This window comes from Marinobacter lacisalsi (assembly GCF_042651045.1).
Taxonomy (GTDB): Bacteria; Pseudomonadota; Gammaproteobacteria; order Pseudomonadales; family Oleiphilaceae; genus Marinobacter; species Marinobacter lacisalsi.
In genome coordinates this window covers 148,355-170,873 of sequence record NZ_JBHSDI010000008.1, presented here as the reverse complement: position 1 = coordinate 170,873, position 22,519 = coordinate 148,355, and the positions used below count along the sequence as shown (strand labels likewise).

General features: G+C 57.5%; 18 protein-coding genes. 16 read left to right on the top strand and 2 right to left on the bottom strand.

The features are described 5' to 3' along the window. Window positions 1–97: 97 nt before the first annotated feature. Both ACFOZ5_RS05660 and ACFOZ5_RS05655 read right to left on the bottom strand, forming a co-directional pair. Window positions 98–1,141, bottom strand: coding sequence for an ExeA family protein (locus tag ACFOZ5_RS05660; protein WP_379886044.1), 1,044 nt, complete (start codon window positions 1,139–1,141; stop codon window positions 98–100). A 37-nt stretch (window positions 1,142–1,178) separates the two neighbouring features. Then, a complete protein-coding gene (locus tag ACFOZ5_RS05655; protein WP_379886043.1) occupies window positions 1,179–2,114 on the bottom strand; it encodes an XrtA system polysaccharide deacetylase in 936 nt (311 codons plus the stop codon). 323 nt (window positions 2,115–2,437) lie between these two features. On the opposite strand from ACFOZ5_RS05655, the gene ACFOZ5_RS05650 reads away from it, so the two are divergent. From ACFOZ5_RS05650 to ACFOZ5_RS05575, 16 genes are read left to right on the top strand one after another with little or no spacing between them, the layout of a single operon-like run. Continuing rightward, a complete protein-coding gene (locus tag ACFOZ5_RS05650; RefSeq protein WP_379886042.1) occupies window positions 2,438–3,853 on the top strand; it encodes a TIGR03013 family XrtA/PEP-CTERM system glycosyltransferase in 1,416 nt (471 codons plus the stop codon). Window positions 3,854–3,858: 5 nt separating this feature from the next. After that, on the top strand, window positions 3,859–4,503 hold the full coding sequence (locus ACFOZ5_RS05645; protein ID WP_379886041.1) for an XrtA/PEP-CTERM system exopolysaccharide export protein: 645 nt from the start codon (window positions 3,859–3,861) through the stop codon (window positions 4,501–4,503). Continuing rightward, window positions 4,503–6,074, top strand: a complete 1,572-nt coding sequence (locus tag ACFOZ5_RS05640) for an XrtA system polysaccharide chain length determinant (RefSeq protein ID WP_379886040.1) — start codon at window positions 4,503–4,505, stop codon at window positions 6,072–6,074. The genes ACFOZ5_RS05645 and ACFOZ5_RS05640 overlap by 1 nt, the downstream gene beginning before the upstream one ends. 5 nt (window positions 6,075–6,079) lie before the next feature. Then, window positions 6,080–7,030: a polysaccharide biosynthesis protein gene (locus ACFOZ5_RS05635; RefSeq protein ID WP_379886039.1), complete on the top strand. Its 951-nt coding sequence runs from the start codon at window positions 6,080–6,082 to the stop codon at window positions 7,028–7,030. Between the two features lie 8 nt (window positions 7,031–7,038). Continuing rightward, entirely contained in the window at window positions 7,039–8,367 is a 1,329-nt protein-coding gene (locus ACFOZ5_RS05630) for a hypothetical protein (RefSeq protein WP_379886038.1), read from the top strand. A gap of 39 nt (window positions 8,368–8,406) precedes the next feature. Continuing rightward, the gene (locus ACFOZ5_RS05625; protein ID WP_379886037.1) at window positions 8,407–9,402 is read left to right on the top strand and encodes a polysaccharide deacetylase family protein; all 996 of its coding nucleotides are present in this window, start codon (window positions 8,407–8,409) and stop codon (window positions 9,400–9,402) included. Next, a complete protein-coding gene (locus tag ACFOZ5_RS05620) occupies window positions 9,399–11,225 on the top strand; it encodes a carbamoyltransferase family protein (RefSeq protein ID WP_379886036.1) in 1,827 nt (608 codons plus the stop codon). Before ACFOZ5_RS05625 ends, ACFOZ5_RS05620 begins: the two co-directional genes overlap by 4 nt. 33 nt (window positions 11,226–11,258) lie before the next feature. Next, window positions 11,259–12,386: a GNAT family N-acetyltransferase gene (locus ACFOZ5_RS05615; protein ID WP_379886035.1), complete on the top strand. Its 1,128-nt coding sequence runs from the start codon at window positions 11,259–11,261 to the stop codon at window positions 12,384–12,386. A 10-nt stretch (window positions 12,387–12,396) separates the two neighbouring features. Further along, window positions 12,397–13,470, top strand: a complete 1,074-nt coding sequence (locus tag ACFOZ5_RS05610) for a FemAB family XrtA/PEP-CTERM system-associated protein (protein WP_379886034.1) — start codon at window positions 12,397–12,399, stop codon at window positions 13,468–13,470. Beyond that, window positions 13,467–14,633, top strand: a complete 1,167-nt coding sequence (locus tag ACFOZ5_RS05605; RefSeq protein WP_379886033.1) for a glycosyltransferase family 2 protein — start codon at window positions 13,467–13,469, stop codon at window positions 14,631–14,633. Before ACFOZ5_RS05610 ends, ACFOZ5_RS05605 begins: the two co-directional genes overlap by 4 nt. Next, window positions 14,633–15,994, top strand: coding sequence for an O-antigen ligase family protein (locus ACFOZ5_RS05600; protein ID WP_379886032.1), 1,362 nt, complete (start codon window positions 14,633–14,635; stop codon window positions 15,992–15,994). The genes ACFOZ5_RS05605 and ACFOZ5_RS05600 overlap by 1 nt, the downstream gene beginning before the upstream one ends. Beyond that, a complete protein-coding gene (locus ACFOZ5_RS05595) occupies window positions 15,991–17,151 on the top strand; it encodes a glycosyltransferase (RefSeq protein WP_379886031.1) in 1,161 nt (386 codons plus the stop codon). The genes ACFOZ5_RS05600 and ACFOZ5_RS05595 overlap by 4 nt, the downstream gene beginning before the upstream one ends. Window positions 17,152–17,153: 2 nt before the next feature. Beyond that, window positions 17,154–19,043, top strand: coding sequence for an asparagine synthase (glutamine-hydrolyzing) (asnB, locus tag ACFOZ5_RS05590; RefSeq protein ID WP_379886030.1), 1,890 nt, complete (start codon window positions 17,154–17,156; stop codon window positions 19,041–19,043). A gap of 1 nt (window position 19,044) precedes the next feature. Next, on the top strand, window positions 19,045–19,899 hold the full coding sequence (locus ACFOZ5_RS05585) for a hypothetical protein (RefSeq protein WP_379886029.1): 855 nt from the start codon (window positions 19,045–19,047) through the stop codon (window positions 19,897–19,899). After that, on the top strand, window positions 19,896–21,062 hold the full coding sequence (locus ACFOZ5_RS05580; protein WP_379886028.1) for a glycosyltransferase family 4 protein: 1,167 nt from the start codon (window positions 19,896–19,898) through the stop codon (window positions 21,060–21,062). Before ACFOZ5_RS05585 ends, ACFOZ5_RS05580 begins: the two co-directional genes overlap by 4 nt. Next, entirely contained in the window at window positions 21,055–22,500 is a 1,446-nt protein-coding gene (locus ACFOZ5_RS05575; RefSeq protein WP_379886027.1) for an oligosaccharide flippase family protein, read from the top strand. The genes ACFOZ5_RS05580 and ACFOZ5_RS05575 overlap by 8 nt, the downstream gene beginning before the upstream one ends. The last annotated feature ends 19 nt before the right edge of the window (window positions 22,501–22,519 follow it).

Genomic DNA, 22,519 nt, shown 5'->3' with positions numbered 1-22,519 from the left:
AGGGAGAGGGAAGGCATGTCGCGAGCAATGTGCAGGTTTCTTGTGAGGGTGGTGACATTGTCAATCCAGCAGCGTTTTGATCTTGAATTCTCTTCTTTCAATTACTCCTGTGCCGCCCCGGCGAGAGGGGTTTGACGTTTCCTGAATCCTGGGGCGGTGGTGTTTCGGACTTGTCATGCAGCAGCATCCCGATCTTCCGGTCGATGCCTTCCAGGGCATCGGCAATACGGCTCAGGGTATTGCTCATTTCGCCAGTGCCGCTGGCTGGTGTGGATGTAGGTGGCTCGAAATCCGCCGAGCTGGTACTGGTCGGAATGGGAGGCTTCTTCCCGGGGTCCGGCGCATCACCCATCAGGTCCTTGCGGATCTCCTTCAGGTCTCGCTGGTCCAGCACGTGCCGCTCTTCCGAGAAGGCGCACATCATCAAACCGTCGCAGAGCTTGTTGATCACCCTGGGGATGCCGCCACTCATGGTGAAGATCTCGTGCACCATGTCTTCGTCGAACAGGGGCGCGCCCTTGTGGCCAGCCACCAGCAGACGATAGTCGATGTACTCGCCGGTTTCTTTTTCCGACAGGCCGTCCAGGTGGAAAAACAGCTTTACACGCTGCGATAGCTGCTGGATTTTGTGGATGTGGTCCTTCAGCTCTGGCTGGCCGAGCAGAATTACCCGCATGGCGGGGCCGCCAAGTCCTTCCAGGCCGGCCAGCATGCGGATGTCTTCCAGATTTTCCTTGGTAAGGTTCTGGGCCTCGTCCACGGCCAGTACGACCGGCGTGCCCCGGTCAGCCATCATCTGCAGGTAGTCCATGATGCCAAACAGCATGGTCACCTTACTGTCCATTTCCGTCTTGATGCCCGCCTGGTGAACCAGTAGCCGGAAAAAATCGTCGGACTTCAGGTTGGTGTAGGACACATGCAGCAGTTTCAGGTTGCCGTCCAGGCTGCGGATGGTCTTCTTGAGCAGGGTGGTCTTGCCGGAGCCGATTTCGCCACTGATAACCACAAAGCCCTCGGGGCTCCAGATGGCGGAGTTCATGTACACGAACGCCCGGGAATGCTGCTGGCTCATGTAGACAAAATCGTCTTCCGGCGTCATCCGGAAGGGGTGGCGGCGTAATCTGAAGTGCTCGAGATACATGGTGCTCGTCCCTGGTGGTCGGTCAAGACGAAAGTGATCAGGCCAGTCGAATCATTTCGTTCTGGTGAAGTTTGATGCGGTCTGGCTTATATTCCTCGTAGCTCTGGCTTACCGTGCCAAAGCGGAAGTCCCCCAGCAAGCGCTCGAGACGACCGTAACATTTGTCCAGGTTGGTGTAATGACGGAAGCGCGAGAACCAACTGGCATTATCGTATCTGGGCTGGTCCGGGTCGATTTCCCAGGGATGTAGATAAAACATCTGGGGCTGGGTGTCGCCGGCGCTGGCCAGACGGAACAGGTGCCGGAACAAGGGGTAAGGGAACTGGCGGAAATAGCCGCCGCCAGCCGCCGGAATCGTCATGCGGAACAGCCTGGCCGTGGTCAGCGGGAACTCCCGCAGCGCCGTGCCATTACTGGTCTGGATGGTGTAGGGGGTCTTGGGGGAATCCGGTATGCCGTAACGATCATGATGGATCGGGAATATGCTGGAATCCCACGTGAAACCCAGCTCGGCCAGTATATCCAGAGCCCACAACGAATCCCGGGTAATGGAGTAGCTGGCGGCGCGGTAGCCGGTCACCGGCTGCTGGATGATGTCTTCCAGAATCGCCTTGGATTTTCGGGTTTCCTCGGTGAATACCGCCGGGGTCTGATCATAGACCAGCTGGTGGCTGTATCCATGGGAGGCGATCTCATGGCCATGATCGGCGAGCTTGCGAACCAGTTGAGGGTAGCGTTCCGCAACCCAGCCCAGCACAAAGAACGTGCACTTGACCTGTTGCAGGTCAAACAACTCCAGCAGGCGCTCGGTGTTGCGCTCAACGCGGGATGGCAGGTGTCCCCAGTCTTCCTGCGAGATCACCTTTGACAGTGCGGCAACATGGAAATAGTCTTCCACATCGACACTCAGTGCGTGAAGTGTCTTCCCCCTGGTGCCTTTCGCTCCGGGGTCTGACTGAAGTGGTTCCGTCATGGGAGGCTCCGTTCTCCGTGTCCCTGAATGCTTTTGTGGAATCTGTCCGGATTTCCGATCCGTTCAAATAGTAGCGTTAGCGTACCAGCTTGTCATCGCCAATGGGCCCGACATTACGAACATTGTCGCACGACAGTGTAAATAGTTGTAAAATTACGTTACGAATTGATACACGGCGTCTTGAGATTGTCACTGGTCGAGCGCAGAATGAATTTCAGGAAATAAAGCTCTCACGCGTCGTCTGACAGATTCGGTTTGCTGCGGGTCGACCGGTATGCGTTCACGTTTGCGGTGGCCCATCGAGTTTTATAGAGACGACAAGGATGTTCGGTGTGTCCTATATACGCATCAGAAAACACTATCTGCATGTTCCATACTTGGTGCTCGGCGCCCTGGAATTTGCCGTGCTCTTTGGCACGTTCTACCTGCTGGGGTTCGTGCTGGATCAGCTGGGCGCGAACGATGCTGATTTACGAACCGGTGCGGCTTCCGCGCTGTTGTTTGCCCTTGTCATGAGCTGTGGCACCCTCGCTATGGGTGTTTATTTCGCCATGGTGAGGGAAGGCTTTGCCTCCATGTTTTTCCGCACGCTGGTGGCGTTCTGCTTTCTCGGCGGCCTGGCCCTGACCATTCTCTACATGGTTCTTCCCAACGTCAGTCCCGGCAGCGACAAGCTTTTCTGGGCTGTACTGCTCGCTATTTTGCTGGTGACCATAATCAGGCAGTTGTTCCTGAAGGTGGTGGATTCCGACCAGCTGGCTCGCAGGGTCGTGATTTTCGGCGGCGGCGAGTTTGCAGAATCGCTGATGTCCGACTATCAGAATAACCTCAAGGCGTCAGGGATTCGCATCATGGGTTGCATTCCCGACTCCGCGAATCCGAGGGTGGACAGTCGGCACCATCTGCCGGCGCCTACCGATTTTTTCAAATTCTGTCAGCAGAACCGCATTTCGGAGATCGTGATTGCCCAGCAGGAGCGCCGCAAGAGTGAAGGTGGGCAGTTGCCGGTTGATGCGTTTATGGAGTGCAAGCTGCGCGGGATCGAGGTCACCGATGCGGTAGCCTTTTACGAAAGGGAACTGAAAAAGGCGCGCCTGGAACTGCTGCACCCTTCCTGGATTCTGCTGTCTGATGGCTTTAAGGCTTCCAAATCACGGGACTTCACCAAGCGGGCGGTGGACTTGCTGATCAGTCTCGCGCTGGCAGTGCTGCTGGCTCCAGTCATGATATTGACCGCGCTGGCCGTTGTACTTGAGAGTGGCTGGCCTATTCTCTATAGCCAGGACCGGGTCGGCGCGCGGGGAAAGGTATTCCGGATCTACAAGTTCCGCAGTATGCGTCAGGACGCGGAGAAAGATGGCAAGGCCCGCTGGGCTTCCGCTAACGACAGTCGAGTGACTAAAGTGGGGGCCTTTATCCGGAATACCCGTCTGGATGAGCTGCCCCAGCTGTGGAACGTGATCAAGGGGGAGATGAGCTTTGTCGGCCCCCGACCGGAAAGGCCTGAATTTGTCGAGCAGTTGAAAGAACAGGTGCCTTTCTACAATACCCGGCATTATGTGAAGCCGGGGCTTATGGGGTGGGCCCAGCTGAATTACCCGTATGGAGCGTCGATCGAAGACGCCCGGGGCAAGCTGGAATACGACCTGTATTATTCGAAAAACCACAGCATCGTGATGGATCTGCTGATTATGATTCAGACCGTTGAGGTGGTTCTACTGGGCAAAGGGGTGCGATAAACGATATGGATACCACGCGGATCAATACGCTGCATACTGTGATTCTGGTTATGCTGGTCAGCTTTCTGACGGCTTGTGCCGGCGTACCGGAAGGCGGTAACAACCCACCGGTAACCACGACGGAACCGGAGCCTTATCGCATTGGTGTCGGTGACACTGTGTCAGTTCATGTCTGGCGGAACCCGGAGCTGACCCAGACAATTGTAGTGCGGCCCGACGGCAATATTTCCATGCCGCTGATGGGTGATGTGGTCGCCGAAGGGCTGAAACCGGAAGAGCTGGCGGATGAAATCAGCGCCGGGTTGAGCGAGGTCATCCGCAGCCCGGAGGTCACGGTGATGGTCAACAGCCCGGTGAGTGCGGAATACCGGAACCGGGTACGCATTACCGGGCAGGTCGGGCAGCCCATTTCGGTGGCTTACCGTCAGGGCATGACCGTGCTTGACCTGGTTCTGGAAGCGGGCGGCCTGACGCCGTTTGCGGCCGGTGATCGCGCCGTCATACACCGCCATACCGGTGAAGAATACGAGAGCTTTGCCCTGGATCTGGAGTCGATCCTGGAGGATGGCGATATGCGAACCAACTACACCGTCCAGCCTGGTGATGTGGTCAGTGTGCCCCGCAAGACCCTGCTGCGCGGAGAGCTCTGATGGACTGGCGGTACATTCTCGATATGATCAATGCGGTAAAGCTTGAGCTTTACCGCTATCGGGTGCTGGCCGCCATCATCTTCATGTGTGTGACGGCCGGCGTACTCGGCCTGGGCTATGTGACGCCAAAGACCTACACATCCGAAGCGCTGTTGTATGCGGATTCTTCAACCATTCTGAAACCCCTGCTGCATGGCAGCGCCGAAGTGACGCCCATTGACCGGATCAACGAGGCCCGGGAGATGCTGCAGAGCCGCTCCTATCTGGAGCAGGTGGCGTTTGACGCCGGCCTGCTCAATGGGGGCGAGGATGACGTCCAGAAAAACAGTGTGATCAACAGACTTCGCAATGCCCTCAATATGAGGGTGTCCAACCGCAACTTCATCGAACTCAGTTACAGCAGTGGCAGTCCGGATCAGTCCTTCCGCCTGCTCAGTTCGGCCCTGAATCGCTTTGTCGAGCGCACATCCAGCAAGAAGCGTTCAGAAAGCGCCGGTGCCTACGAGTTCATCGACGCTCAGGTGAAAACCTACAAACGGCAGCTGGAGGAAGCCGAGGAACGCCTGAAGGAGTTCCGGGCCAACAACCAGGATGGCACCCAATCCAATGTACAGTCCCGAATTGAGCGCCTGCGTAGTGATATCGAAAACCTGAAGCTGGAAATCCAGCAGAGTGAGCAGGAGGTTGAACTGACCACCGCCCAGCTCAAGGAGGAGCAACCTTACCGGTCTGTGAGCACGGGCGGCAGCATGTCAGAGGTTGATCGGAAGATTGCACAGCTGGAGGACACACTGTCTGAGTTGAGGCTGAAGTATCACGATACCCATCCGGACATTGTCTCTGTGAAGGGTCAGTTGGAGGACCTGCGGGCGCGTAAGGCCAGCGGGGATGTGGGGCGGCGCAGTGGCGGTTCCAGTGAAGTGATTGAAAACCCGGTTTATGAGCAGTTGCGACTCAAGCTCACGGAGGCACAGACCGATCTTGAGGTTCAGCGCAAGCGACTCACCTCCCTTGAGCGGATGCTGGAAGAGACGTTTGAGCGTGCCGAGCGGGTGGCAGAAAACCAGGCCGAACTGTCTGAACTCACCCGTGATTACGATGTGACCAAGGGCGTGTATGAAGACATGCTGCAGCGTCGTGAGAAGGCACGCCTGTCCATGACCCTCGACGCGCAGGGAGAGGGCGTCAGCTACCGCATTCAGGAACCGGCTTCCTATCCAACGCAATGGGATGGCCTGCAGTTGTATGAGGTAGGGATGGCCGGCCCTTTCCTGGGCGGCACCATGGTGCTGGGGCTGCTGGTCGCCCTGGTCATGTTCGATAACCGGGTTCGTTCAAGCCGAACACTGCTGACGCAACTTCCGGACAACATTCCGGTGCTGGCCTCAATCCCCCACTATTCCAGCACCTGGAAGGAGCGCCTGCTACGCAAGGACATGATATGGGTCGCCGGTCTACTGGTCCTGTTCATGGGCGTCTATCTGGCCATACTGGTGTTCAGTATTCTGGGTGTGACGCCGGCACAGATCATTGACACATTAACCGGGTCCGGCATCGGTCAGGGTGGTTAGATTTCATGGATAGCAACAAGCTCTATAATGCGCTGTTAAAGACCCAGGAACGCCACCGGGCGGAACGGGCAGCCCATGCCAGGCCTGATGATTCAGGCGATGTCGCTGAAGAAGCCACCCAGGAAAGTGTCGCCAATGATGCTACGCCAGACTTTGTGTATGCACGGCGTGAGAGTCCTGTTGAGCCTGCCGGTGAACGGCCCTTCTCGGAACCCGGCACCGACTGGACACTGGTGGAGGAGCGCGAGGCGAAACACACACCGTCCGTTTACGACTCGTCGGTATCCCTGGACCTGATCAACAATCCCCGCCCATGGACGCTGGAAGACCTGAGGGAGCGCAAGATCATCTACCCGGGCATGGCCAATAAGGCCATTCTCGATGCTTTCCGGGAAGTGAGGATCAAGCTGAGGGACCAGGCCGGCGCCGTCAATTTCTCGGTTCTGGTGTCTTCCATCGGCAAGGAGGACAACTCGGTAATGACCGCGTTTAACCTGGCAGCTACGTTTGCCATGGATGCGCAGAGTTCGGCCCTGCTGGTGGACTGCAACCCCTGGGACAGCGACCTTGATCACCTGGTGTCCTCCCCCGTCAATCTGGGGGTCACCGATTTTGTGGCGGACAAGTCTCTCAAGGTGCGGGACATCATCTATCCCAGTGGGTTGGATCGTCTCAGTGTTGTGCCCGCGGGAACAAAGTCGGCTGCCGCCGTGGAGCTGTTCTCCGCCGTCAGGATGCGGGATCTCATGGGGGAGCTGAAAAGCCGGTATCCGGACCGTTTCCTCATCATCAATGCGCCGCCCCTCAAGGCCAGTACCGAAGCGCAGATACTGGTGCGGTACGCCAATCAGGTTGTGCTGAGCGTGCCCTTCGGCACGGTAACGCCGGATGACATCGTCAGTTCGGTCGAAACGCTCGGGTCGGAGAAGTTCTCCGGCCTGATATTCCAGCAATGAGGTGGGCCATGGAAGACGCTTTTGCCACCAGACGGTGTGCAGGCCATGTTGTCATCCCGCTGGTGCTGTTGATGGCGCCGGCACAGGCACTCCATGCCGCAGAGAGCAGCTACACGGCCACAACGACCCTGTTTTCCGACCTGACTCATTCGGAGTATGAATCGGACAGTGATACCCGCGCGGGTGCCGGAATCCGGGGAGACATCGGCGCCGACCTGACCTCCGGCGCTCATAGCCTGATCGGTCGCTACGGAGCGACCCTTGAGACCAAGCGTGGTAGAGGGAGCAGGGGTGATGACGACAATTTCTCGCTTCGCGGCTCCTCCCGCTATAACTATTTTCAGCCAGGTAGTCGTTTTGACTTCAATGCCGGGCATTCGGTGCGCTCCGTGCGCAATGACACCGGCTTCCGTCTGGATGATTCCAGTTACGATACCCAGAACGCCCTCAATGCCGGGGCGGGCATCAACTTCTACCCTGGCGAGGTCACCACCTTTCGTATTGCCGGTCAGGGCGGGAGAACCTGGCAAGACGGCGACGGGCCGGATAGCGAGTCCGTCAGCGCCGATGCTACCCTCAGCCGCCAGGTATCAGAGCAGAGCTCGGTATTCCTGATAGCCAGCCGAACCTGGGAAGAGGAAGAAGACGCCGACGAGATCATCCTGGATTCGGCATCGGTTGGCATGGAGTCACGGTTGCATAACGGTACTTTCAGCCTGTCGGCCGGGGTATCCAGGGCCGAGAGTGACGACTTCGAGAACGACGCGGTCATCGGTTCTCTCGCGCGCACTTGGGATACCTCCCTCACCAACACCCGCTTCAGTTACGACCGGACCCAGAGCAGTAATATTCTGGACCAGTCTTTCGATTTCGTGATTCCGGAGCTGGGTATCGAGGATGAATTTTCAATCCGTTACCAGGGTGTCACCGTGCGGGATCAGCTGTCGCTGACCCACAATACCCGTCGCATCTGTGACCTGTGCACCATCAATCTGATTGCGCAGCTCGCCAAAGAAGAAGAGGTGACGAACGAACAGGAAACCTGGGAATACCTGGCGGGAGCCGGACTTTCACTGGCCGTAACGGAGCGTAAATCTGTCGATTTTGACTACCTGTGGCAGGGCGATGCGTTAGACGAACGGGGAACCATAGACGACGAGTTGCACCGGTTCATCGTCACCTACCGGCATGAGTTGACTGAGCTGGCATCCTGGGGAACCTCCTTTGAAGCCGCAATGACCCGGGGCTTTACCGATGAAGAACGCTATCAGGCAAAGCTGTTCCTTACTCTGGGTTGGGACGGAATGAATCGAGACGGAACCGGGCAGGGGCGGTAGCCAAAGAAGCATCACCAGAACAAGAACAGGGAAGACGCTGTGTTTGAGAACCGCAAAACCATAGATCTGCCCTCGGATATGCCACCCCAGCTCATGGTGGTGATTGATACCGAGGAAGAATTTGACTGGAACGCCGACCCGGACCCGAAATCCACCGCCGTAACGGCCATGGACCATATCCACCGTGCCCAGGACATTTTCAACGAGTACGGTATCGTGCCCTGCTACGTGGTGGATTATTCCATTGCGAGCCAGGAGCGCAGCGTCGCCCCCCTGAAGTCGTTTCTGAGCGCCGGGCAGTGCGAGATTGGCGCCCACCTGCATCCCTGGGTGAACCCCCCGGTGGAGGAAACCCTGTCACGTTCCAACATGTATCCGGGCAACCTGCCCGAGGCCCTTGAACGCCGCAAACTGACGGAGTTGCGGGACACCATCACCGACGCCTTTGGCGCCCGCCCCCAGATCTACAAGGCGGGGCGTTACGGCTATGGCCCCAATACCACGGCAATCCTCAACGACCTGGGGTTCGATATTGACCTGTCGGTGTGCCCACCCCTGGACGCACGGGGTGATGGCGGGCCGGACTACCGGTATTACGATGCCTGGCCATTCTGGTACGGGCCTGACTCGGGTCGGTTGCTGGAGCTGCCGGTTACCGGCGGTTTCGTGGGCGTAGCGGGCAGGCTGTCGCCCCCGGTATTCGATCTGGCCATGGCTTTCCGCAAGCTCAAGGCGCCCGGCATACTGTCACGGCTTGGTATTGTGGACCGGTTAATGTTGTCGCCGGAAGGCTTCCGGCCGGCGGAGCATATCAAGCTGACCCGTGACCTTTACCGCCGAGGCGTCCGCACTTTCACCTGGAGCTTTCACAGCCCCAGCGTGGTTCCGGGCCACACCAGTTATGTGCAGGATGAGCAGCAGCTGAGAGCCTTCCTCGACTCGTTCCGGCAATTCTTTGATTTCTTTTTTAACGAATTGGGTGGTGAAGCATCGTCTCCCACCCGGCTAAAGACGCTGATGGAGAAGTTTGCATGAAAGTGCTTGGTATTTCGCCACTGGACAAGGACTCAACGGTCTCAATTGTAGAAGATGGCCAGATCCTGTTTGCCGCTGGCGAGGAGCGTTTCTCCCGGGTGAAGCAGCAGGACGGTTTCCCGCAGCTTGCCTTGGAAAAGGCCCTGGAATACACGGGCAGCAAGATGAGCGATTTTGATCTGGTGTGCTACCCGTTCCTGACCTGGGAGAACGAGGCCAAGCTTTTCAACAAGAATCTGGAGGACGAGCGCGAATTTATCAGGCGTTTCGAGCCCGCCGACCTGAACCGTCAGATCAAGGATGCCCTGGGCCGGGTGCCGGATCGTAACGAGCCAATTCATGGGCTTGAGCATCCAAACACCATTATGGAAAAGGGCTTCCTGCACAGCTCCTATTACTCCATGGCCGGGGCCCAGCGGCTCGCCTCCAACAATGCGGCCCTGAAAGGCTCCCGTCATTGGGGGGAGGAGGCAACCGAATCCTTCCGCAAGTGGGAAAAGGCGCTGGAGAGCGGACTGCAGCAGATGGGATGGGACAAACCCGTCAAGCGGATGGATCACCACCTGTCCCACGCCGCTAACAGCTATCTGGCCAGCGGTTTTGACCGGGCACTCTGTATCACACTGGATGGCTATGGTTCGGGGCTGGCCGGTTCCGCCAGCGAAGCCCGGGACGGCAAGATCCACCGTCTCCATGGCATCAGCTACCCCAACTCCCTGGGCACGCTGTATGAACACGTAACCTCCAGCCTCGGCTTCAAACCCAGCCGGCATGAGGGCAAGATTGTTGGGCTGGCGTCCTATGGCGACCCGGCCATTCTGGGCGATATCCTGCTTGGCAGGATCGAGCAGAAGCCGGGGGATTACCAGATCTATGAAGCCAACAATGTATTTTTCTCCCGTTATCTGGCTTCCAAGTTCCCGAAAATCGACGTGGCAGCGGCCTATCAGTATGCCCTGGAAGTGGTAGCCACCAACTACGTCCGGTACTGGGTGGAAAAAACCGGCATCGACACGGTGGTCCTGTCTGGCGGTGTCACCGCCAACGTCAAGCTGAACCAGCGCATCTTCGAGATTGAAGGCGTCAACAACATCTTTGTCTACCCCAACATGGGTGATGGCGGCTGTGGCACCGGCGCGGCGCTTTACCACGGTTGGCCGGGGGGCGTGAAAGAGTCCATTACCAGCACCTACCTGGGCCCTGACTACAGCGAACAGGAAATCGAGGCAGCGCTGCAGGCGGAAGGCCTGTCGTATACCCGCCCCAATAACCTGGCGGCGGATGTGGCCGCCCTGATCCATGGTGGTGATGTTGTTGCCCGCTTCGATGGCCGCATGGAATACGGCCCCCGGGCCCTGGGCAACCGGTCGATCCTCTACCACGCCAGCGAGCCGGAAGTGAATCAGTGGCTGAACAAGCGCCTGGGCCGCACGGAGTTCATGCCGTTTGCACCGGTCACCCTCTACGAGGCCCGTGAGAAGTGCTACCACGGCATTCGTGGTGCCGAGCACAGTGCCGAGTTCATGACGGTTACCTTCGACTGCACCGACTTCATGCGGGAAAACTGCCCCGCAGCGGTGCATGTGGACGGCACGGCGAGGCCGCAACTGATTCGCCGTGAAGTGAACCCCGGCTATTACGATATCCTCAAGGAATACGAGAAAATCAGCGGTGTTCCCAGCCTGATCAATACCAGCTTCAACATGCATGAAGAGCCGATCGTGAATACACCGGAAGATGCGGTCAGGGCCTTTGTCCAGGGGGCGCTGGATTATCTGGCCATCGGCCCCTTCCTGGTCAAGCAGCCGAACCCGGCACACTGACCTATTTTTTACGGCGGGCGGAGCAGGACGCTGATGACAGCAGGCAAGCTGGAGGTTAGCCAACAGGCGGTCACTGACCCGGAACAGCTTCGGGCGGAGTGGGAGGACCTGGAGAGCCGGTCCGCGCCCACCGTATTCCTGTCGTGGCAATGGCTGGGGCACTGGCTTGACGTATATAAGCCTGACGCGACGGTACTGCGCGTTACGGAAGACGGTCGGTTGATAGGGCTGGGCATGGTGGTAGGCTCCGATGAGCGCCGCCATGGACTGCTGCGGTCCCGTTGCCTGCGGCTGCACCAAACCGGGCGCAAGGTGCTTGACCAGATCTGGATTGAGTACAATCGCTTCCTGGCGGAGCACGGTCGTGACCGGGACGTGTCGGCGGCCTGCCTGACCTTCCTTGAACGCCAATACGATGCCTGGGACGAGTTCGTGGTGGGCGCCATAGATGCCGATGAGGCGGAGTTCTACGCCCGGACCATGGGTCTACATAAACACATCCGGTGGCAGGCCCCGTGTTATGGCGTGGACCTTGATCAGCTTCGGCGCAGTGGCAAACATTACCTGGATTCCCTGTCACGCAACACCCGGTACCAGATCAACCGGGCCCATCGACTGTATGAGGAGCGGGGGCCGGTAGAACTGGTGCGACCAGACAATGTGGATGAAGCGCTTGCCGTGTTCGACAGCATAGGCCCTCGCCACCTGGAGCGGTGGGGCAGTGGACCGGATCAGAGCGGTTTCGCCAACCCCGACTTTGTTCGCTTCCATCGTTCGCTGATCCGCAGCCAGTGGGCCGAGGGTGGCGTGGATCTGGTATCGGTAAGGGCCGGGGACGATGTGATTGCCTCGTTCTACAATCTGCTTCACAACCAGGTGGTGTACTTCTATCTCGGTGGCATGATGCTGGAGACCGACAACAAGCTGAAACCGGGGCTGCTCGGGCACAGTCTGTGCATCGAGGATTACCGTCAGCACGGTTTTCACTACTACGACTTCATGGGGGGCGACGAGCGTTACAAGTCGAACCTTGGCCAATGCCACCGACAGCTCGTTCAGGTCGCCCTGCAAAGGCCCCGATTCAAGCTGAAGCTGGAGAATGCCCTGCGGGACGCAAAACACCACTGGCTGGGTGAGCCGGGGGCCGACTATGGGCGTTGAGGAGCGGTTTATGTCGAGGACAGACGATGTCGACGTAGTCTCGACAGGTCTCAGGGAGGCCCGTGCGGCTGGCTGGGACGACTATGTCAGTCGCCACCCGGAAGGAACCGGGTACCATCAGTTGGCCTGGCTTGAGAGCATTGCGTCGGCCTACGGACACCGGGTCTGGTGCCTGATGGCCATGTCGCCCGGCGGGAACCTGTCCGGGGTGATGCCGGTATGCGAGTTCCGGGTGCCACTGACGGGGGCGCGTTGGATATCATTGCCCTATTGTGACCTGGGCGGGCCCCTCGCCAGCAGTGAGACGGCTGCATCGGCCCTGAGGGAACGTGCGCTGGATCTGGTGAAACGATACAGCGGCAAAGGATTGTGCCTGCGTCTACCGGGAGGGGCGGTTGACCCCCAGTCAGAATCAAACCTGGCCAAGGTGAGCATGCTGTGTGAGTTGCCCGACAGCAGTGAGGCCCTGTTTCGCAGTTACAAGCCCAAGCTCCGGAGCCAGATCCGCAAGGCCGAGAAGAACGGCCTTCGAGCCGAGGTTACCTCAGGGAAAGAGGCTGTCTGGCTGTTCTACCAGGTGTTTGCCGATAACATGCATCGCCTGGGGTCACCGGTCCATAGCCTGCGCTGGTTTCAGGATTTGCAGCAAGCATTCGGGGACCGGCTCAAGGTTGGCCTGGTGTATTTCGAGGAAAAGGTTATCGGCGCCGGTATTATCCTGGTCAATGGCGCCAGGGCCAGCATCCCCTGGGCATCCACACTGGCGGAATTTAATCGCCTGGCGCCGAACATGCTTCTGTACTGGACGCTGCTTGCCCATGTAACAGATGCCGGTTGCCGGATATTCGATTTCGGCCGCTCCACCCCCGGAGAGGGCACCTATCGCTTCAAGAAGCAATGGGGCGCGGTGCCCCATGAGCTGCAATGGCTGGATTTGAGCCCTGACGGCGAACCGATGACCCAAAAAGTGGCATCGGGACAAGAGAGCAAGCTGAGGGCAATGGTCGAATCGGCCTGGCAGCGGTTACCGCTATCCGTGGCTAACCTGCTGGGGCCGCAGGTAAGGAAGTACATCAGTTTATGATCACGCTGCTGATACTGGTCACCCTGGTTTGCCTGCTGGTCCCCGCTTATGTCTATGCGGGGTACCCCTGTGCCTTGTGGTTGCTGACCCTGGGGCGTACAGGGGCAACCCATCGAGTCTGGGAAACCCATCCTCACGTGGCATTGATCATTTCGTGCTACAACGAGGCCCCCGTTATCCGTGACAAGCTCGAGAATGCCCTTAAGCTGGATTACCCCAAGGACAAACTCACCATTGTGGTGGTATCCGACGGCTCCGATGATGGCACCGACGATATTGTCCAGGAGTATGCTCTGGTGGGGGTGAAGCTGATCCGCCAGGAGGGGCGGCTGGGCAAGACCATGGGGCTAAACCTGGCAATGGAGCAGTTGTCCTCGGATGTCACGGTGTTCAGTGACGCCAATGCCCTCTACGCACCAGACGCCATCAGCAAACTGGTGCGTAACTTCGCCGATGAGCAGGTGGGTTACGTGGTGGGAGCTGCCCTGTATACGGACCAGGGCTCCGGCGCCAGTGCCCATAACGAGAACCTCTACTGGCGATACGAGCTGGCCATCAAGGCTATGGAGTCGCGGCTGCACTCCGTGGTGGGGGGCGACGGCGCCATCTATGCCATCCGCTCGCACCTGTGGCAGCCTCTGGACCAGAAAGACATCAACGACTTCGTCAATCCCCTGCAGATAATCGCGAAAGGCTACCGGGGCATCTTCGAGCCTGAAGCCCGCTGTTACGAGGAAACCGCAGGCGATTTCGGCCGGGAAATCGCCCGCAAGGAACGGATCGTTAACCGCAGCATCCGTGGCCTGATGCGGGTCAAGGCCACCATGAACCCGCTCAGGGTGGGCATCTTCGCGTGGGAAGTGATATCCCACAAGCTGCTGAGGTGGTTGATCCCTCTGTTCCTGCTGATTGGCGCCGTCGGCAGCCTGTTACTGGCCTTGGCGGGCTACGGTTTTTTTCAACTGGTCGCCGCCGGCGTTCTTTTGTTGCTGGCATTGGCCGGGGCGGGGCACCTGGCTACTGACAAGAATGCTTTGCCGGTGTGGATCTCGGTGCCCTATTACTTCGTTATGGTGAACCTGTATTCCCTGAGAGGGATAGCAAAAGCGGTTCGCGGTGAGACACAGGTGACCTGGAGCAGTGCCAGGCCGGGGCAGGACTGATGTCGAAGATTGCGCTGTTGTTCCTGATGGTGTTTGCGGCTGGGGTTGTGGCCACGTTTTTCTACAGCGGGGCATCTGCCTTTCTTGTCTATCAGCTGGTGTATTTTCTGAACCCGGACAGTCGGTGGTGGTCGGCCGAAATCCCAGGTTTGAGTTATTCATTTATCAGCGCTGTTCTCATGCTGGTGGCAGTGGGGTTGAAGTTTCGCCAGTACTCAGAATTGAGTCCGTGGCGAGAGCAGCCGATTTTCAAGTGGGCAATAGGTATCGTCATTCTGTACTACCTGGTGGGGCTCATCGCAATCAGACCGGAAGTTCATTTTAGCGTTACGTTCAACTACCTGAAGCTCGTCATTATCGTCATGGTTGCCTACAAGCTGGTGAACACGCGCACCTTGCTGGATTTCGCGCTTTGGGCATATGTCATCGGAGCGACCTACATTGGTTACCTGGCGACTAGTTATGGCAGAGGAAGCGGAGGTCGGGTAGAGGGTATCGGCATGGTCGACTCGCCAGACGCCAACGACACAGCTGCGGCCCTGGTGCCTGCCGGGGCGATATTGCTCTACTTTTTCTGGATGGGCAACAAGAAGGTCAAACTGGCCTGTATTTTCTGCGGTGCTCTCATCGCAAACGGTCTGGTGCTGATCAACAGTCGTGGTGCGTTTCTGGGTATTGCCAGTAGCGCCGGCCTTTACCTGATTTATATGACCTTCTCGAAATACCGGCGGAAGGGGCAGCGAGCCGTAGCAATTTTCACGGTGATACTGGGGATCAGCGGTGGCCTCTACGTCGCTGACGACACCTTCTGGGAACGCATGTCCACGTTGAAGAATGTCGAGGATCAGGAGACCAGTGGCTCCAGCCGGGTCAATTTCTGGATTGCAGCGCTGGACATGTCGGCTGAGCACCCATTCGGGCTTGGCGTGGACGGGTTCAATATGCTTGCTGAGCTATACGTACCGCAGGAATATCTCTCTGGCACGGTGTACAAGAGTGTCCACAGCATGTGGATGCAGGGGCTGACAGAGGTGGGCTGGCTTGGCCTGATCTTCCTCTTGGCCATGCTGCTCTCCCTGTGGCGGCTGAGCCGGCGGGCCAAGCAATGGGTTCTGGATCAGGGCGAAAACGAGGCGTATTTCAAGTTGTTGGCCCTGGAATGTGCTCTGTTCGGGTACCTGGTGGCAGGCAGCTTTATTAACCGGTTCCGGGCGGAAATTCTCTACTGGATGATTGTCTTCCTGGCTATCGGTATCAATGTGTATTTTCTGCAGAAAGTCCGCGGGCAGAAGCAAGCCCGTGGTATTGCTGTTGGCAGGCGGGGCCGGTCTCTGCGGAATAGTAAGGGAGTATCAGTTTGAAATCGCCACTCAGAGTATTGCAGTTTATTACGCCGGCCGGTTTCTACGGCGCGGAGCGCTGGGTATTGGCCCTTGCGAGAAATGTTGATGCCGAGGCGGTTGTGTGCGATCTGGCGGTAACCCGGGAGGGGCCTGAACAAGACCTCACCCTCGCGGAATTCTATCCCACGGATCAGGGCCAGCAGATCCATTACCTGGAGATGAGTGGCCGCTTCGACTTCCGGGCCATAAGGCAACTTTGCAAGGTTATACGCGACCGCAACATCGATGTTATCCATACCCACGGCTATAAGTCCGACATTATGGGGTTGATCGCCGCTCGTCGCTCGGGGATCGCATGTATCAGTACGCCTCACGGTTTTCCGGGCAATACCGGCTGGAAAATGGGCGCATTCATTCGGATGGGAACTCACAGCCTACGTTATTTCGATCGCGTAGTTCCTCTCTCTGAAGAGTTGATGTCGGATGTGGAACGATTTGGTGTGCCATTGGCTAAGACGTGTTTTGTGCGCAATGGGGTCGACCTGACAGAGATCGACGACGCTCTGGAGACCAGAGAAAAGGCAAGAATGTCTGAAAATAGTCGGACGGTCGGCTTTATTGGCCAAATGATCCCTCGTAAGGGACTCGCAGATCTGTTGGCCATATTCGATGGATTGTTCCGCAACGATGCAAGTCTGTCTTTGCGGCTGGTAGGCGATGGCAACCAGCGAGCATACCTTGAAGATATAGCCAGCTCCCTGAACAGCCGGGAAGCGATCTCTTTCCTGGGGTTCCGTAGTGACAGGCTTGAATTGTTGGCGAGTATGGATGTGTTCGTCATGACCTCCTCTCTGGAGGGCATTCCACGCTGCCTCATGGAAGCCATGGCGGTTGGGGTGCCGGTAGTGGCCTATGATATCCCAGGCGTAGATCAGTTGGTCACCCATGGTGAAACCGGCATGCTGGCTCCACTCGGAGATAAGGTTGCCCTGCAACGTTGTTGTCAGCAAGTGCTGGAAGACCAGAACCTGGCCAACACATTAGCCGTTAATGGTCGCCGGCTGGTTGAAGAAAAATACTCAGCCGCCCGCATGGCCAGGGAGTACGAAAGCCTGTTCAACGAACTGGTGTCAGGTTCCGGTAAGTCGCTTGCCGGGTCCGGGCAGGTGAGCTGATTATGTGTGGTATTGCAGGTTTCCTGAGAACGCCAGTCACACCCCAGCGGGAAGCCCATCAGGCCTGGGCAGAAGCGATGGGGCAGGCCATCATACACCGGGGGCCCGATGCCGGTGATACCTGGCTGGACGACCATATTGCCCTGTCGCACCGCCGGCTCAGCATTCTTGATCTGAGTGAGGCCGGAAACCAGCCTATGGTCTCTGCCAGCGGGCGCTATGTCATCGCGTTCAATGGCGAGATCTACAATTATCAGGCGCTAAAAGCGGATCTGGAGCAACAGGGGCAGACCTTCCGGACCCGTACGGATACCGAAGTCCTGCTGACCCTGTACGAGCTTCATGGGCCGGATTGTCTGGCTTTCCTGAATGGGATGTTTGCCATTGCCATCTGGGATCGTCAGACACACCAGCTCTTCCTGGCCCGGGATCGCCTGGGCAAAAAACCCCTGTACTACTACGAATGTGACGGCCAATTTGCCTTTGCGTCCGAGATCAAGGCCCTGTTACCGGCGCCTTTTGTCCGAAAAGACATTCGCCATGATGCCATCCGGGACTACTTCGCCTACCAGTACATACCGGACCCCAAGACCATCTACCGGCATGTCTACAAGTTACCGCCGGGTTTCTGGATGCTCATCGACGGCAGTCGCGCTAAACAGTCCCGATACTGGGATGTCAGCTTCGCGGATCAGTCATCCAGGTCCGAGACGGAACTCGCTGAGGGGCTGCATGAACTGATTGATGATGCCGTAAGACTGCGCATGGTCAGCGATGTTCCCCTGGGGGCCTTCCTCAGTGGTGGGGTGGATTCCAGCGCTGTGGTCGGCCTGATGGCAGGACACTCGGATCGGCCGGTGACAACCTGTTCCATTGGATTCGATTCCAGCCGGTTTGATGAAGTGCAATGGGCCCGGCAGGTGGCTGAACAGTTCGGCACGGACCATCACGAATTCACGGTTCGTGAAAACGTGGCGGACAGCCTTGAGGATATTGCGCGCTACTTCGACGAGCCCTTCGCCGATCCTTCGTTTGTGCCGACTTATTTTGTCTCGCAACTGGCTCGCCAGAAAGTCACTGTAGCGCTGGCCGGCGATGGCGGCGATGAAAACTTTGCAGGGTACAGCAAGTACAATACGGATCAGACAGAAAACAGGTTGCGTTCACTCTTCCCTGGCCCGCTTCGTCGGGCTTTGTTTCCGGCTCTGGCCAGAATGGGGTCTGGCTTACCTGGCCCGTTCCGAAAAGCTGGCTCGCTGCTGGATACCCTGTCGGTGGAAGCCGATGAGGGCTTTTATCGCACCAACTGTTTCTTCCGACCCGCGCTCTGGGATGAGCTGGCCATCGGTGAACTCGAACGGGAAACCCGCAGTTACGACCCAGGTGAGCAGACCCGCGAACTGTATCGGCGCGCGGATGCCGGCGATCACCTCTCCCGGATACTCTACACCGATATCAAGAGCTACCTGCCCGGCGATATTCTGGTCAAGGTCGATCGTATGAGCATGGCCAATTCGCTGGAAACCCGTGCTCCGCTGCTTGATTACCGGGTAGTGGAATACGCCGCCAGCATCCCGTCAGCGCTCAAGCTATGTGGTACGGAGAAAAAGCACATCCTGAAAAAGGCATTTGATAGGATGTTGACGGAAGACATCCTGTATCGGAAGAAAATGGGCTTCTCCGTGCCGCTTGCACAGTGGTTATGCCAGGAACTGAAACCGTTGGCCGCCCGGATGTTCACGGCCACCGACAGCGTGTTGGCCAACTGGTTCGACATGGGCGGCATCCAGCGACTCTGGCAGAGCCATCTTGGCGGGAATTACCGCTATACACAGGAACTCTGGAGCCTGCTGTCGTTCGGGTTGTGGTGCCAGCAATGGATGGAGTCATGAGATGACTGGGAATGTACGTCGTTCGGCAGTAAATCTGGTTGTCATCCTGATGCTGGTTCTGGGGCTGGTACTGCTCGGCCTTAACCTTTACGGCCTGACCCAGCCGCTTCGCAAGCCTGGTCTTGGGGTTGCAGATCAAGAGCTGTTGCGGTTCGTACCAGACCAGGTCTGGGACTACGAGACCAGTCTGTCTGCTATTGACGCATTGGCCGGCGCTGAAGGTGATATGTCGCTGGCGGAGCAGGCCAATGACGTCGTTCACCAGAGTCTTGTGCATGTGAAGTGGACTGATGTAGACCCGGTGGCTTACCGGCAACTGGTGCCGCCCTGGGAAAACGTATTCCTCTGGGCGGTTGGCAGATTCTCCGGCCTGCCCCAATTCGAGCGTTACCATTACGCCGACTATCGCCGAAGTATCGAGCGGGGCATCGGCATTTGCGGTGACGCGTCTATCGTATTATCCAGCGTGCTCGAGCGGTACAGCGTGGAGAGCGACATCATTTCGTTCCGCGGACATGTGATTGTTGAATACGAAAACCCGCAAGGGCAGAAACGGCTGCTGGACCCCGACTTTGGCGTGGTGATCGACCGGTCGCTGGATGAGCTTAAAGCTGATCCGGAGGTTGTCGGCCCGATCTATCTTGAAGCTGGATACGGCGCTCAGGAAGTCGATGACCTGGTATCCATCTATTCCGGCGACTATGCAATATTCGACGACGCCTACGGGTTTATGTCCAGGCGCTATCTGTTCGAAAAGACCACCTATATCCTTAAGTGGGCGTTGCCGCCGCTTTTGATTCTGCCCGCTATTGCTCTCTGGTTCTGGCGCCGTCGGCGGGGAAGCGCCAGGCGATGACAGTAAATGAAACACCATTACCTGCGATCCGGGTATTACACGTGACCTTCAACATGGCGTTCGGTGGTACCGAAGCGGTCATCCGTGAGCTGACCGCCTGGGATGATGGCGGGCGCATCCACCACCAGGTGGTCTGTATCGACGGTATCGTTGGTGCCATTGGCGAGCAGTTGCGTGAGCGTGGCACGAAAGTGGATTCTGTTTTGCGTCGCCCGGGCTTTGATACCCGGTTGATTGGCTCCCTGCGGGCGATGATCCGCGCGGAACACATCGATATCGTCCACTGCCATCAGTACACCCCCTGGGTGTACGGCTGCCTGGCGAGTATTGGCACCTCCGCCAGGGTGGTCTTCACGGAGCATGGTCGATTTCACCCGGACCGATATCGCTACAAGGCCATCATCATCAACCGGATTCTCGCCGCTATGACCCGACAGATTGTGGCCATATCCGCTGCGACGCGAGAGGCTCTGGTCCGCTATGAATTCCTGCCGCGCCGGCGCATTGACGTGATCTATAACGGCATCAATGCATTGGAGGTGGATGAGCAAGAGGTCTGGCAGTTGCGGGACGAGCTTGACCTGTCGCCTGATCTGTTTGTTTTGGGCACCGTCGCACGCCTGGACCCTGTAAAGAACCAGGCGATGATGCTGGAGGCGTTCGCAAAGGTGAATCGTAGGCATCCTGACACCAGGCTGGTCATCGTCGGAGACGGGCCGGAACGGGAATCGCTGGAGCAGAAGGCATCAGCTCTGGGTATTAAAGATGTGGTGATCTTTACCGGGTTTTCCACCACGCCGGGCCTTTATCTCGCGTTGATGGATCTGTTTCTTCTGTCTTCAGACACCGAGGGAACGTCCATGACCCTGTTGGAAGCCATGAGCCTGGGGCTGCCGGTCGTGGCAACCGGGGCCGGAGGCACGCCGGAAATTGTCGAGCACGGTGTTACCGGGCTGCTAACACCCGTGGGCGACCGTGATGCATTCGCCGGCAGTATCGAGATCCTGTTGGCGAACCCGGACCAGATAGAGGAAAAAGGCCAAGCGGGGCGAGCGAAGTTCGTCCAACAGTATTCTGTGGAATCCATGGCGGTAGAGTATATGGATCGCTATCTGAGGACGCTTGCCAGGCCACTTCTCCCTAAGAGAGGGGCCAATGTCTAGAATACGAAAGGCGTTACTCCACTCATCAATATCGCAATACGGCGTCAAGCTGATCGGCCTGGTGACCATGATGGTCGTTGCCCGGCTGCTCACACCCGAGGAGCTGGGCGTGTTTGCTATCGCCAGCGGGATCGTCATGTTACTGAGCGAGTTCAAACTGCTTGGGGCTGCAGACTATCTGATCCGGGAAAGGGAGTTATCGGAAGACAAGATCCGTCGTGCGCTGGGCCTGACAATCCTTATTTCATGGGGGCTCGGCATAGTCATTATCTTGTCTGGCCCCTGGGTAGGCGACTTTTACAACATCCCCTCCCTGGATACGCTTTTTTATATCCTCTCTATCAGCCTGTTCCTGGGGCCATTCATGAGCATACCAGTGGCCCTGGCAAACCGGGAATTCAACTTCCGGATCGTACTTCACATAAACTTTGCTGGCGCTATTGTCTCGTTGGTGGCAACGGTGGTCCTGATCCAGTTGGGCTTTGGTTATTACTCACTGGCCTGGGCAATTGTTGTTCGCATTACCGTCGAGCTTCTGATTGTCGTCGCCAGTCCAACCGTTCCCGTCTACTGGCGCCCGGAATTCCGAAGTATCCGGGATATTGCCGCCTTTGGTGTGTTTACCTCCACCGCAAATATGGTCAAGAGGGCCATTAAGACGGTTCCGGACATGGTCATTGGCAAGATGGGCACCACGACACAGGTAGGTTTGTTCTCCAGGGGGCTGGGGTTCGTGGACTTTCTGGCCAGTACATTGTTTATGGGTGTATCACCGGTCGTACTGCCTTTTCTTTCAGAAACACGGCGTGAAGGGGGCGATGTCATCCATGCATATACCCGGGCATCGCTGCTTCTGGGAGCGATGGTGTGGCCGGTACTGGCGGTCGCTGCCATCGCAAGTCTGCCTACCATTCGCCTGTTTTTTGGTTCTCAATGGGATGAGGCGGCTCCGGTGGCATCCTTTATGGCAATCTGGATGATCCTGAGAACCACTCATAATCTTTCCAGTAACCTTCTGGTGGCAACGGGCCATGAGAGGATTACCCTTCTGAAAGAGACCATCTTGCTATTACTGGCCATACCCCTCGTGATTGTCACGTTCCCACTTGGCCTTAAAGCTATTGCTATGGGGTTCGTGGGCTTGGGAGTTGTTGAGGTGCTGCTGATTAGCTGGATCCTGAAGTGGGCTCTGGGCCTGCAGGTATTACATTTTTATCGGCAGTTAATTCCGAATGTGGTGGTGTCTGTTACATGTGGGCTGGCAACCTGGGGATTGTCGTTTCTGGTGTCATTCGACGCCGAATCGCCGTGGCTGCCCGTGGGCGCTATTGCGTTGTGCCTTCCCGTAGTCTGGCTCGGCAGCCTCTTTATCGTCAGGCATCCGTTGGCTGATGAGTTGCTGATGCTAGTCCGCCGCCCCAGTCACCGAACGCAATAACCCAGTACAGGTATCAGGC